This is a genomic window from Colwellia polaris, assembly GCF_002104515.1.
GTDB classification, from domain to species: Bacteria; Pseudomonadota; Gammaproteobacteria; order Enterobacterales; family Alteromonadaceae; genus Cognaticolwellia; species Cognaticolwellia polaris.
Map to the genome: position 1 here is coordinate 622,665 of NZ_NBOE01000001.1, position 13,930 is coordinate 636,594.

A 13,930-nucleotide genomic window follows, 5' to 3' on the forward strand; every position below is an offset into this window, starting at 1 on the left:
CGATTAAAATCATTATCACGTATGATATATATGGTTTAAAATATGATGGGTGCATTAGGTTCATTGTTATCTAGTTCGCTTCAATCAGTCTGATAGTTCCCAAAGGCGTTGGGACTATGTTTAAATCTGAAACATGAGTAAACCCTGATTCAACCACCACAGAGGGAATAACTCCATCTACATTATCTTTTGTAGTTTCGAAACCATCTAATAATTGAACGACAAAGAACAATATCCGTTGAAATATTGAAGTAGGCTTTCCCCAGTCTGCAATTATTAAAGTACCGTCCGGTTTCAGTACCCGACGAATTTCAGTTAATGTCGCGAGCTTAGCTGAACTGTTTAAGTGGTGAAAAAACAAACTTGAAACTACGATGTCAAAAGAGTTTTCATCAAAAGGCATTTTTTGTCCAAAGCCCTGTCTAAAAGAAATATTTAGATCTTTGCCTATAACTTTTTTCTGTGAAATATCTAGAGCGGTTTGGTCTGCATCTAAGCCTATTACGGTATGTTTAGGTAATTTTTCAGCTATTAATTTTGTGAGCGTTCCTGTTCCACAACCAACATCAAGTAGATTGTTTCCTTTGACGTTGGCAACTTTATCAACAATCAGCTTTTTAAAAAATGCTTCTCTCGTGGTGATAGCAACGAGGCTGTCATAAAAACTCGTTAACCAATGAAATCGTAGTGGTGGAATGTAGGTATTGTTTTTCATAAGTTCATTTACCTTTAGCCGTTTGAGCCAGACTTAAACTAGCTATACAGGTGTCAATAATGGTTTTAAAATTTAAATAAATGGTCATGATTGATTTCAGCTAATACTTTAGCTGTAAGATGCGGCGAGCACCGTTTAAAACGACAAGGGCAATTATCAAACCAATCACTAAATCTGGATAACGGCTGCTTGTTACTGTAACTAATAAGCCAGCTAAGATTACGCCAATGTTTGCGATAACGTCATTTGCGGAAAAAATCCAACTCGCTTTCATATGAGCGCCGTCTTCTTTATTGCCAAATATTAAAAACAGACAAGCAATGTTAGCGATTAGTGCTATTCCACCAAATATCATCATTAAAGATGACATAGGCTCACTACCATAAATAAAGCGTCTTACGACTTCACTCAAAGCACCTAGCGCTAAAATAATCTGAAGCACACCAGAGATATGTGCCGCTCTAAGTTTCATGCTGATACTTTTACCTACCGCATAAATAGCCAAACCATATACGGCAGCGTCAGCAAACATATCTAATGAGTCTGCAATAAGGCCAGCAGACTGTGCAATAATCCCAGCAATTATTTCTACAAAAAACATGATCCCGTTAATAGCCAGCAACCATTTTAGTGTTGACGCTTCTTTCATCTCATTTTTTTGGGCTAGATCTTTTGCTTTTGCAGCTTCTGTGCTGCAACTTTCTTTAGTTGATGCTAACTCTGCATCGAGTTTAAGTTGTTGTAACTTTTTTGTTATCTCATCTAAATTTTCATCATGAAAAACTTTGACTAATCGACTAGGAATATCAAATTGCAATCCAACAGAAGGCTCAATTGAGTCAAGTGCTAATCTGATCAATCTCTCTTCTGAAGGACAGTCCATTTGAGGCACTTTATATGTACTGACAAACGCGCCACCATAGTTATCTAATTGTGTATCAATTTTTACGTCTTCGTTGGTAGGAGATGATTGACACTGACCACTACATTTTTCTGACATATTTAACATTCCGTAACAATATTTCGTTGAGTATAAAATCTATAGCAACTATAGAGTCAATAGGTTTTATAATCTTTATTGGTGAGTTTCCGACATTAAGTATTAAGACGATTTAACTCTTCTAATAACATCCCAGTTTTAAGATTAGCTAGTAAAATAACTGCTCTTAATTAAGTTAGTGGTGATGCTCAATGAATGATTACTAACTACTGTGTAAATTATGAGGCATTGCGATTCCTTGAACGATACATATACAGTGAAAATAATATCAGAATGGTCACCTGAGCTGTTATACCTTGCCAAGTAGAACCTATACCGAACCATGTAACTTCCACATTAATAGGTAACGGAGTGATTCCTATAATCGCAGCCTCTTGAAGAGCTGAGATGGCTTTACCCATTAATATGAATGATAGAACTAAAAGCAAGTAAGTTGTTGTAGAAAAGAAACGAGCAATTGGCAATTTAACAGAATATCTAAACATTCCCCATGCAAGAATCGATAACACAGCTACCCCGAATAAAAATCCACTGATAACAAATGAGTATTGAGTTGTTGAGGCTTGTGTTACAAGTGATTGATAGAATAAGACTGTTTCAAAAACCTCTCGATAAACAGCAATAAATGAGAGCACTGCTAGTCCCCACAGTGTACCCGCTTCTAATTGTGAATTAATGTGCTTTTGAATATATGCCTGCCAATGTTCAGCATTCGTTTTGCTATGCATCCAAATCCCTACATAGAATAACATCACCGCTGCAAGCATTGCAGCAATACCTTCCATGACTTCACGACTCGCACCACTGATACTGATCATTGACTGGGCTACCGCCCAAGTAGCAAATCCCGCTAATAGCGCACTCAGCCAACCAAAATGGACATATTTTAAAGCATCATGACGTTTAGTTCGGATTAACACTGTTATTAAAGCCAGTACAACCAGTAACGCTTCTAAACCTTCTCTGAGCAAAATAACTAAGCTTGCAGTAAAAAGAGCCTCGTTTGATAGAGTGGTTTCTATCAGAAGTTCTTCTGCGTTATTGAGTTGTCTCACAGTAACTTCCATAAGGCTTTCAAGTTGATTAACCTGTTGCGCGTTACTTAAAGCTTGGCGAAGCTTAATCAAGTTTCCTTCGATACTTTTACGTAAATTTGTGTCTCGTGCATCCAAACTATTTTCAATTAATTCAAAACCATCTAGATAAGCACTCACAGCAAGTGTTTTGGCCTTCTCATACTCTTCATTTTTATACGCATTGCTTGCGGCAGCTAATTGAGTTTTGGTTATAGCGATAGGACTACTTTGATTGGTAAACAATAATGTAGGATTAGCCCTTAATCCTTCAATTTCATTTTTAGTTAATCCGTCAGTTTCTGTCGATAACTTTAATGGACTATAATTTATCCAGTTTTGTAATGAAATTGATTGTGATGGTTTTGTTAATTCACTTGATGATTTAAATGCCAAACCACCTACATAAAATGCAAGGGACCATTTCTGCTGTTCTTTTAATTGTGTAAATGCAGGCATGGCAGTGTCATCAAGCCCATTAGATATAGCATCAAATAAGCCTAAAAGTGAACGGTTTTCTGCACGTGTTTTATCGGTAAAATCGGTAGGAGCAGGCTCTAATCCCGATGCTAAAACACCATTTCCTTGACCTGAAATACCATGACAACTCGCACAGTTATTTTCAAATAAAGAAAACGTCGCTTCTTTAGAAATTAACCTTTTAGGGAGAGGTAGCTCTGGCATCATAGCCAATAATGAAATTCGTAACTCAGATGTAATTTTCCTGACAATATTTGCATTTTGCTTAGTTGAAATAGCTGTTTGTAAAGCTAATGCTTTCTCATTGAGTGAACGCATATAATTATTATTAATTGACGTTTTTTCAACTATCAACTTGGAGAATTCAAGCATTTCTTGATATTCATCATCGTTAATAATTTGGCCGTCCTTAATAGCCGACTCATAATCAACACCTACATATTCTGCTAATTGTATAATTTGTCGATGCTGCGAAAACTCTTCCAAATTAGAAGCTATACAAAATTTTGAAAAAAATGCTGTGACTAGCAAGATCAAATAAGCTAGCGGCTTTAAATAGTTATAGTATTGGTTTTCCTGTTTTACTTTTGGGGAAAAGGGCATAAAATGAGTTCCACAGTTCAAATCTAAATGATATTTATTATCATATTGTAAAATCTATAGTGGCTATAGAGTCAAATGAAAAAATTATTTTAAGTGAAAAGCCTGAAACTTAAGGAAACATCTAGTTTAAGTGAATTGTTTCTGCTAGTATTTTAAATACTATATTTAACAGGTAATAACTTTGAATCTAAATGTTGTGCTAAAAATGCTCTTAGTCGTTTCGATTGTTTTACAATCGTTAACTGCTGTCGCATCTTCAACATCTGAGAATCACCAGATTGATATAGAACATCTTCAAACTCAACATGATCATGCCGATGACCGAAATGCCTTAAACGATAATGCAGATGATGATGAGCATAATGAAAAAGATTGTCATCACTGCGGTAATTGCAGTGGCAGCCACTTATCTTGGATTTTAATCTGTAATTCAAATACCACGGGCAAACTAAACATTATCAATAAAACACCTTATCAAGTTTCTCAAACCAATACCTACCTTGAAGCGATACTTCGCCCACCCATTTCTTAATTAGATTGAATTTTAATGACCTATTTATCCATGAAAAGGATAAAGGGTTCGTGTTTATAAATTAAAAAATTAAGAAGTTTTATGTATATATTTTTAAAAAATGCAGGTTTAGTCCTGTCATTATGTATGGCTGTGAGTTTTTCAGTTGTCAGTTATGGCAAAGAGAAAAACATTTCATGGCTTGATAGTCAAATAAATAAAGATCCCGAAGTTGTTGCGGCTAAAGAGTTACTTAATGCAAGTAATCATAGAGCAAAAAGCTTAACTCAAGCCGTATACAACCCAGAGTTTGAAGCAAGCTATGAAAAAGAGGGTGATTTTGATAATTACTCTATTGGTATCAGTCAAACGATTGATTTTTGGGATAAGCAATCAGCAAATAAAAGCATTGGTGAAATTGATGTTTATGCAAACCAGCAACAATTGTTATCTCTACTCGATTCTAAAAAGGCTAACGCTTTAACTGCAATAGTTAATTGGCAAGCAGCAAAAAAGGCGGCTCAGTTACTTTCAGAAAGAGAAGAGCAATTGCAAACGCTCGTTGGAATTGTTGAAGATAAGCGAAAAGTCGGACTTCTAGAGCCACTTGACGCTGAACTGGTCTACGTAAACTTGTCCCAAATTTTCAGTGAAATATCTGAGTCGCAAATTACTTTGAAAAATGCAGAGGTAAAAGTTCAGGAGTTATTGCCTGATTGGACGCCTAATACCGCCAATTTATCTTCATTTACTTTTGGAGTAACAAGCTATTCATTTAAGTCACAGTGGGTTGAGAATCATCCAAAAGTTAAACTCGCTAGAGCGAAATGGAAAGGACAACAATCGAAAGCTCAATTAACCACTATGGAATCTAAAGCTAACCCAACCATTGGAGTTAGCGCAGGGAAAAGTGGAGATGAAGACTTGATTGGTGTGACTTTCTCAATTCCATTAAATATCAGAAATAATTATTCCGATACTGTTAAAGCTGCTTATTCAGAAGCAATCGCAGCAGAAGCCAACTTTCGCTCGGTTTATCGAAAGCAGTCTTTTGAAGCAAAAGCTAATTATGAATCGCTTAATGTCAGTAAAAAATACTTTGAGCAATGGCGAAAACTCACAGAAGGCAGATTAGAAAGTAGCGCAAATTTATTAAATAAGCGTTGGGAAGCTGGTGACATTAATACGTCTGATTACTTACTTGTATTAAATCAACGTGCGGAAGGACTTCATGCAGGAATTCGTTTGGAAAATCAATTCAAGCTTGCAGAAATATCCTTCGTTTTAAGTATGGGTCAGTTATCAAAATTTGAGATTTAAACGTTTACTTTTTCAGTTACGAAAAACGAAATCTTAAATTTATCAAAAATATAGGTTACAAAAATGAATACAATATTTAGTAAAAAATTATTAGCCGTAGTAATTAGCAGCCTGTTATTAGGGCTTACTACAAATCATGATGCTTTTGCACAGTCATCAGATGGTACTGGTTCTGTCGCAAAGGTTTTGAAGCAAGATGTAAAAGAACATGAAGATGATCATGACGATCATGAAAAGGGACATGAAGAAGAAAAAGATGACCATGACGAGCATGAACACGAAAAAGGACATGAAGAAGATAAAGGTGACCATGACGAGCACGGCCATGAAGGTGATAATAAAGAGGAAGAAGAGCATGAAGAAGGTATCACTATTGATCCAAAGAAGATGTCGCTTGCTAACATCAAAGTGGAAAGTGTTAAGCCTGAATATCAATTTAGCACCGTGTATGCACCTGGCGAAATAAAAGCTAATGGCTATAAAAGTTATGTGGTATCACCACGTACAGAGTCGGTTATTATCAGTCGCCATGCAGCGCTTGGCGAACATGTAGCAATAGGTCAGAAGTTGGTTACATTATTTAGTGAAGCAATGGCACAAGCACAGGCTGACTATTTAATCGCTTCAACCGAATGGCAACGTGTGAAAAAGCTGGGTAACAAGACGGTGAGTGAAAGTCGATTGTTACAAGCAGAAACTACATTCAATGCAAGCTATGGGAAGCTTATTGCTTTAGGATTAACTGAAAAAGCGATAGATGGGATTTCTAACAAAAACATAAAAGCGTTTGGGCAATATACATTAACTGCTCAGCGTGAAGGAGTGGTACTTCAAGACGACTTTATCCAAGGGCAACGTGTTGATGCTGGGGATACCGTTATGTTGCTAGCTGATGAAAAAAAATTATGGGTTGAAGCAAAAGTTTCTCCAAATAAAAAGCTTAATTTATCAATTGACTCTCCTGCGGTACTTAAATTAGAAGGCCAGAGTTACAATGCCAAAGTTATCCAAGAAGCCCATACAATTGACCCTATTACTCGTACTCGAATTATTAGATTAGGAGTAGAAAATTCGGATGATAACCTCCATTCAGGCATGTTTGTAAAAGTTTACTTTCAGTTCGCCACAAAGCAGAAAGTGATGGCTGTGCCAGAAGAAGCATTGATCCGTAGTGCCGATGGTGATTGGACCGTATTTGTCGAAGACCACCCTGGAGAATTTAAAGCTGTAGAAGTAGAACTAGGCCGAGCCTTAGGTGGTTTTAGAGAAATCATTGGCCTTGATAGTGGAACGCGAATTGTAACCAAAGGTGCATTTTTTGTTGCGTCTGAAATCGCTAAAGGCGGATTCGATCCGCATAACCACTAAGGGGCAAAACTATGTTTAATAAAATAATAGATTGGTCTGTTAATAATAGACTCCTGATTTTGATTGCGCTGTTTGCCACCATGGTTGGCGCAATTATGGTTATTCCAAAACTAAATTTAGATGCCTTTCCTGATGTTACTAATGTTCAAGTTGCTGTAAATACTGAAGCGCCAGGACTGGCTGCTGAAGAAGTTGAACAACTCATTACGTACCCTATTGAAGCGGTAATGTATGCCTTACCTGATGTAGAACAAGTGCGCTCAATTTCTAAAACAGGTTTGTCTGGCGTAACGGTTGTTTTCAAAGAAGGCACCGACATTTACTTTGCAAGACAACTCGTATTTGAGCGTCTTCAAGCCGCAAAAGAACTCATACCTGAAGGTGTTGGGACACCCGAAATGGGGCCAAACACCTCTGGGCTGGGCCAAGTATTTCAGTATCTTCTTATTTCAGATAAAGATGCAGGCTATGATGCTATGGCGCTTCGAAGTCTTAACGATTGGATTGTGAAGTTACTCGTTATGCCTGTCGATGGTGTTACTGATGTACTCTCCTTTGGAGGTATTGTTAGGCAGTACCAAGTAAATGTAGATCCATCTAAGCTTCTTTCTTATAACCTAACGCAAGAAGACGTTGTTGGTGCCCTAGATAACAACAATGCGAATGTTGGCGGCTGGTATATGAACCGTGGGCAAGAGCAGCTTGTTATTAGAGGTACAGGTTGGTTTGAAAGTGGTGACGCTGGTATTAGTAATATCAAACAAGTTCCCGTCAAAACAGTTGATGGGACGGTTGTGACGGTTTCGGATATTGCTAAAGTTGAAATGGGCAGTGAAATTCGCCAAGGTGCTGTCACTATGACGCGAAAATCACCCAATGGTAAAGTAGAGAACTTAGGTGAAGTTGTCTCTGGTATTGTATTAAAACGCATGGGGTCAAATACTAAAGCTACCATTGATGGTATCAATGCAAGAATCCCATTGATTAATCAAGCATTACCTAAAGGTGTTCGCTTTGAGCCATTTTATGATCAGGCTGATTTGATTGAAAAAGCCGTTGATACGGTAGTTGATGCACTTTCACTAGCATTTATTTTCATCTGTATTGTATTGGCTCTATTCTTAATGAATTTACGTGCAACCTTCTTGGTATTAATTTCAATTCCAATTTCTATTGGTATTGCGTTAATGATCATGGCTTGGTGGGGGATATCTGCTAACTTAATGTCGCTAGGCGGAATAGCTGTCGCTATTGGTATGCTAGTTGATGGCTCAGTCGTGATGGTTGAGAACATGTTTAAGCATTTAAATAGACCAGACTCTACCCATTCAAACAGTGTAAAAGAAAGAGTGCCTAGTGCTGATACTGATCCACATGATGTAGAACAAGATGAGCATGGTATTAAATTACGTCTTCAAAATGCTGGTAAAGAAGTGGCTCGTCCGGTATTTTTTGCAGCCTCTATTATTTTAGTCGTATTTACGCCTTTATTTAGCTTTGAAGGTGTTGAGGCAAAGTTATTCCAACCTATGGCAATAAGTATCATTTTAGCTGTTATATCCGCTATTGTGGTTGCGTTGTTTATCGTGCCAGCACTGGCAACTTATCTATTTAAATCTGGTGTGAAAGAGAGGGAAAGCTTTGTTCTTAAACCATTAGATAAACTCTATAGAAAAGGTCTAACATTCGCATTAAAACACACTAAGTTAGTCATTTCAGCTTCACTTATTTTAGTTGCATCTGCATTTGCATTAGTTCCATTTATTGGCACTGAATTTGTTCCTGAGTTAGAGGAAGGGACTATTAATTTAAGAGCAACCCTTGCGCCATCTTCAAGTTTGGATACGGCGTTAACCGTAGCTCCGATTTTAGAAGAAAAGTTAATGGCGTTTCCTGAAGTAACTTATGCATTAAGCCGAATTGGACGAGCAGAAATAGGTGGAGATCCAGAGCCAGTTAATAACATAGAAATTTACATAGGATTGAAGCCTGTTTCTGAGTGGTCAAGTGCATCTAATCGATATGAACTTCAAGGTAAGATGGAGAGATCTTTGGAAGAATTCCCTGGGTTGTTACTCAACTTTTCTCAACCTATTGCGACTCGTGTTGATGAGCTACTATCTGGCGTTAAAGCTCAGTTAGCGATAAAGTTATTTGGTCCTGAGTTAGACGTTTTAGCAACTAAAGGGCAAGAGATTGAAGCAGTTATTAAGAGTGTTGACGGTGCAAGAGATGTTGCGCTTGAGCAAATTTCAGGTGAAGCCCAACTTGTCGTAAAACCTAATAGGCAAGAGCTATCGCGCTTTGGACTTTCAGTTGTTGATATAATGGAAGTTGTACGAGATGGTATTGGTGGGGTCGAAGCTGGACAAATCATCAATGGTAACGAGCGATATGATATTTATGTGCGTATTGAAGAAGAATATCGACGAAATAAGGAAGCTATTTCAGATATTCGAATTCAGTCACCAACAGGTGCCTGGGTACGCTTAGGTGATGTTGCAACTGTTTCATTTGAATCAGGTCCTCCTCAAGTAAGGCGTGATGATGTTCAAAGGCGTGTCGTTATTCAAGCAAACGTTCAGAATAGAGATATGGGCAGTGTAGTAGCCGACATCAGAAAAGTTATTGCTGAGAAAGTTGACCTACCTTCAGGCTACTCGGTAGCAATAGGTGGCCAATTCGAAAGCCAGCAGCGTGCTCAAAACAGACTAGCTATCGTTGTACCTCTGTCTTTAGCGCTAATTGCATTGTTACTTTACTTTGCTTTTGGCTCTGTTGGTCAAGCTATGCTGATTTTAGTGAATGTGCCACTAGCCGTAATTGGCGGTGTTTTTTCCCTGTACATATCTGGCCAATATTTATCTGTACCAAGCTCAGTAGGCTTTATTACCTTATTCGGTGTAGCGGTATTAAATGGGGTTGTAATGGTAGAAAGCATCAACCAACGAATAAAAGATGGTTTAGAGGCTTCCAAGGCAGTTTTTGAAGGAGCAACGTCAAGATTAAGACCTGTACTTATGACAGCAATTACATCTGCATTAGGATTAATCCCAATGCTAATGTCAAATGGTGTAGGTGCTGAAATCCAGCGCCCACTTGCCAGTGTTATTGTAGGTGGCTTGGTAACGGCCACGCTGTTAACACTGTTTGTATTACCTGTTTTATATCGCTGGTTTTCAAGGAAAAAAATTGAGGAGTTGTCTCGTTAACTAAGATAGCCTAACTTAGATTATTCCGTATTAGGTACGTAGCTGATGCGGAATAATTTTATAATGTTAAGTGGTAAGAGATGGGTCATTGTCTTGCAGGAAAAATAGATGGTTTGAATAACTGCTATAGTAAAGAAGCTATTTTATTATTCAGCTCTTTAGCTTGTGCGTGATTTAAATTATTTGCTGACTTATTTTGACCAATAGTTTAAGTGACACTTACAGCCTCGTTAGAGGTTTGTTCGATATCTTTTGTGGTTTTTGCTCCATTATCTTTATGCAAGCGTTCAATACCAAAACGAGAGATATTGACCGAATCACTAGTAAGTACGTTAAGATTTGATTTCGTTACGGTATTTAAAAACGGCAGAACACTACTAGCGAAATTAACATTCGCTATATCTGTATTGATAGTCAATGGGTTCATAATCAACATTACGCATTTCCCCTAGTGTCCAATTAAAGTACCTAGTTTGGGAAATCGCCATTTTCTGTATGAGATAACAACACTTGTGATCAGGGAAGAACAAGCTTTTAATGGGCACTTCAGCTTTAAGCTCATTATTTGTGTATATTAGGTAATAGTAGAGGGCGAACTTCTTCCATATTGTTTTGATTAACCAGCACAGCATGAAAGCTCAGAAACATCTTTATTAAAGGTTTGAGCACACAGCTTTAACCCTTCAACCATAGTTAGGTATGGAAACAATTGGTTTGCCAAATCTGTAACGGTCATTCGATTGCTAATAGCTAATGCAGCACTTTGTATTAACTCTCCACCTTCATGCGCTAATATCTGTGCCCCAATAATACGCTCACTTTTACTCTCAGCAACTAACTTAATAAAGCCATCAGTTTCAAAGTTAGCTAATGCCCTTGGCACATTTTCCATATCCAAAACTCGACTAACAACATCAAGACCTTTAGATATAGCTTGCTCTTCTGATAAACCTACCGTTGCAACTTGTGGGTCAGTGAATACCACGACAGGCATGGTAGATAAATCAAGTATAGCATCACCACCTGTCATATTTATTCCTGCTCTACTTCCTGCTGCCGCTGCTACATAAACAAATTGAGGCATGTTAGAGCAATCACCTGCTGCATAGATATTCGCTATTGATGTCTCCATGCGTTCATTGACTTTGATCGCTCCATTCATTTCTGTTTCAACACCTATACTTTCCAAGCCAAGTTTACCTGTATTAGCAAATCGACCTGTGGATATTAGTAATTTTCTGGCTGTTAATGTTCCCTCATTAGTACCTAATGAGAATAGACTTCCATCATGGCTTACATTATTAGCCTGCGTATTATCTAGGATTTTGATACCTTCATTTTCAAAGCACTCTTTAAGCTTTTCACCTAATAGCGGATCTTCTGAATACAATAATGTATGTCGTGCTAATACAGTTACACAGGTCCCTAAACGAGCATAGGCTTGAGCTATTTCTAGCGCAACAACTGAAGAACCGATGACTATTAAGCTTTCGGGTAACTCTTGTTCAAATAGTGCTTCTGTTGATGTCCAGTAAGGGGTATCTTCTAATCCCTTAATTGGCGGAATTGACGGAGTTGAGCCAGTGGCTATCAATATCCGATCTGCGAGTAGCTCTTCATTAGTGCCATCTGATTTTTGGATAATCAATGTACTTTCGTTTTTAAAACGCGCATAACCTTTAATCAAAGATAATGCAGGGTTTTTCTTTAGAATACTTTCATATTTAGCTTCGCGTAGCTCTTCAACACGAGACTTTTGTTGATGGGCTAGCAGAGCACGGCTTATTTGAGGATTATTATTCTCAAGCCCATCAAAAGGGTTTCTTCGTTGTTGGTGCGCTAATTGTGCTGCACGAATTAAAATTTTTGATGGAACGCATCCTACGTTGACACAACAGCCGCCAATAACATCTGATCCTTCAATAATTGTGACTCTAGCACCATTTTCTGCTGCTTTGATTGCACAAGCAAAGGCACCAGAGCCACTACCAATAATTGCAACATGTAGCTGGTCGCTTTCACTCAGAGAGCAACAGCTTGTTGAACATTGATCCGAAGTCATAATAATTCCTTAAAATTTTGCTGCTATTAATGTTTGGTGCATTTGTTATGGCTAAACTAATCAACAAGCAGTCTTATGCTAAATCTTACTTGGTAGTTTTTACTTTTGCTGGGTAGCCAATATTTGTAGACGCTAATGCAATCGCTTCAATGCTGGTCTTGTTCGGATCAAATAAAACTGTTGCTGTTTTTGCATCATAATCAACTGTAGCTTTTACAACGCCATCTACTTTCTCCATCGCCTTACGCACAGTTATATGACACATCTTGCAGGTCATTTTCTCAATCGAGAAAACTTTAGTAGTTACCTCTTGAGTAGCAACATTACTGGTTACTTCAGAATGTTGCATGGCTAGCGTGTTGCCAAACATAAGCATTGAGCTTAATAGTATTGAAACGGTAATTAATTTTTTCATTGTTTTGCCTTTTTTTAATATCTGTTCTAAGTTAACTGGATTTGTTAAATCGTATTTTCATCAGTCAGTTTTTGTTAATCAATTGCTATTAAGTAATAATGTAATCTGCGTAATAGGGAAAGCTCATCATCACTATAAGAATTATGCTTACAAGCCAAAATATAATGCGCTGATTTCTTAATACTTTAGGGTTTTCGCAAACTGAACCCTCCTCACACTTTTGAGGAGCGATATATAATTTATAAAAAACTACGCCTAAAAAAATGAGGGTAATTGCGGTAAAATACCCGCTATAAGGTTCCATTGCAGTGAGGTTACCTACCCATGCACCGCCTATGCCAAGTGACAGCAATAGCAGTGGTCCAATACAACATGCTGACGCGCCTAAACCAGCGACAATTGCTAATAGTAAAGAACGATTTTGAGTAGGAGAATTCGACATAATTCAATCTCATATAAGGCTAATATAAGATAGTTTACACTCTGGGGTGTAGCACAGAGTCAAGAGGTTAATAAATCATTTTTTGAGAGAGGTAGAAGTGTTATTTTTCTAAAAAGCCTTTTTGAGATAATCCATCGATGAAGCCACAGTGAGTAGTATCATCAGTATGACAAGTTGATATTAAGTCGTCTAATGCTATTTGAATAGTCAGTAATCCAGCGATTTGTTGTTGGATTTTATCTCGCTTTTCTTGCGCTAAAGTTTGAACATCACCACAATGTTGATCGCCTAAGGTTAGCAATTGCTTTATTTCCTCTAACGAAAAACCAAGTTGCTGAGCACGCTTTACAAATCGAATTCGATCTACACTTGTATCTGGGTAATGACGAAAACCGCCTAACGGCTTTTCAGGCTCCACTATTAAACCTTTGCGTTGATAATGTCTTATTGTCTCAATATTGACTTCAGCGGCTTTTGCGAGTCGGCCAATGGTTAATGGTGGATTGTTTCTAGTCATTTATACTGCCTTTAAATTAGTTTGTATTTATAGTGCAGAATTGAAAAAGGTATTAGGTAGTAAACGTACTATAAACTGCTTTTCATATTATCAAAAGTGAAATTTATTGTAATAATAGGCAAGGCTTTGTGTGCTAGAGCATGTGATGTTAGGCCGCATCAAAGAGTCCAGCTCACACTAATATGAAGAAACGGATATACTTTGAATAGATA

The 13,930-nt window shown here is 37.6% G+C and carries 12 protein-coding genes; 4 read left to right on the top strand and 8 right to left on the bottom strand.

Features of this window, described 5'->3' with window-relative positions; all coding sequences use genetic code 11:
- Positions 1–70: 70 nt before the first annotated feature.
- The 3 genes from B6A32_RS02805 to B6A32_RS02815 form a co-directional block, all read right to left on the bottom strand.
- The gene (locus B6A32_RS02805) at positions 71–715 is read right to left on the bottom strand and encodes a class I SAM-dependent methyltransferase (RefSeq protein ID WP_085301214.1); all 645 of its coding nucleotides are present in this window, start codon (positions 713–715) and stop codon (positions 71–73) included.
- Between the two features lie 100 nt (positions 716–815).
- The gene (locus B6A32_RS02810) at positions 816–1,715 is read right to left on the bottom strand and encodes a cation transporter (RefSeq protein ID WP_085301215.1); all 900 of its coding nucleotides are present in this window, start codon (positions 1,713–1,715) and stop codon (positions 816–818) included.
- A 218-nt stretch (positions 1,716–1,933) separates the two neighbouring features.
- Entirely contained in the window at positions 1,934–3,871 is a 1,938-nt protein-coding gene (locus B6A32_RS02815) for a cytochrome c/FTR1 family iron permease (RefSeq protein WP_085301216.1), read from the bottom strand.
- Positions 3,872–4,052: 181 nt separating this feature from the next.
- On the opposite strand from B6A32_RS02815, the gene B6A32_RS02820 reads away from it, so the two are divergent.
- From B6A32_RS02820 to B6A32_RS02835, 4 genes are all read left to right on the top strand, one after another.
- Positions 4,053–4,403 carry a hypothetical protein gene (locus B6A32_RS02820; protein ID WP_101685880.1) on the top strand — a complete coding sequence of 117 codons (351 nt, stop codon included), beginning with the start codon at positions 4,053–4,055 and terminating at the stop codon, positions 4,401–4,403.
- Positions 4,404–4,484: 81 nt separating this feature from the next.
- Positions 4,485–5,702, top strand: coding sequence for a TolC family protein (locus B6A32_RS02825; RefSeq protein ID WP_085301217.1), 1,218 nt, complete (start codon positions 4,485–4,487; stop codon positions 5,700–5,702).
- A gap of 63 nt (positions 5,703–5,765) precedes the next feature.
- A complete protein-coding gene (locus B6A32_RS02830; RefSeq protein ID WP_085301218.1) occupies positions 5,766–7,070 on the top strand; it encodes an efflux RND transporter periplasmic adaptor subunit in 1,305 nt (434 codons plus the stop codon).
- A gap of 11 nt (positions 7,071–7,081) precedes the next feature.
- Entirely contained in the window at positions 7,082–10,282 is a 3,201-nt protein-coding gene (locus B6A32_RS02835) for an efflux RND transporter permease subunit (RefSeq protein ID WP_085301219.1), read from the top strand.
- A gap of 208 nt (positions 10,283–10,490) precedes the next feature.
- Here the strand turns inward: B6A32_RS02835 and B6A32_RS02840 are convergent, their stop codons facing one another.
- From B6A32_RS02840 to B6A32_RS02860, 5 genes are all read right to left on the bottom strand, one after another.
- Positions 10,491–10,718, bottom strand: a complete 228-nt coding sequence (locus tag B6A32_RS02840; protein WP_008131218.1) for a hypothetical protein — start codon at positions 10,716–10,718, stop codon at positions 10,491–10,493.
- Positions 10,719–10,898: 180 nt separating this feature from the next.
- Positions 10,899–12,344, bottom strand: coding sequence for a mercury(II) reductase (gene merA / locus B6A32_RS02845; protein ID WP_085301220.1), 1,446 nt, complete (start codon positions 12,342–12,344; stop codon positions 10,899–10,901).
- Between the two features lie 85 nt (positions 12,345–12,429).
- The gene (locus B6A32_RS02850) at positions 12,430–12,759 is read right to left on the bottom strand and encodes a heavy-metal-associated domain-containing protein (protein WP_008113685.1); all 330 of its coding nucleotides are present in this window, start codon (positions 12,757–12,759) and stop codon (positions 12,430–12,432) included.
- An 88-nt stretch (positions 12,760–12,847) separates the two neighbouring features.
- A complete protein-coding gene (locus B6A32_RS02855) occupies positions 12,848–13,201 on the bottom strand; it encodes a mercuric transporter MerT family protein (RefSeq protein ID WP_024600839.1) in 354 nt (117 codons plus the stop codon).
- Between the two features lie 100 nt (positions 13,202–13,301).
- Positions 13,302–13,718, bottom strand: a complete 417-nt coding sequence (locus tag B6A32_RS02860) for a MerR family transcriptional regulator (protein WP_085301221.1) — start codon at positions 13,716–13,718, stop codon at positions 13,302–13,304.
- Positions 13,719–13,930 lie beyond the last annotated feature (212 nt).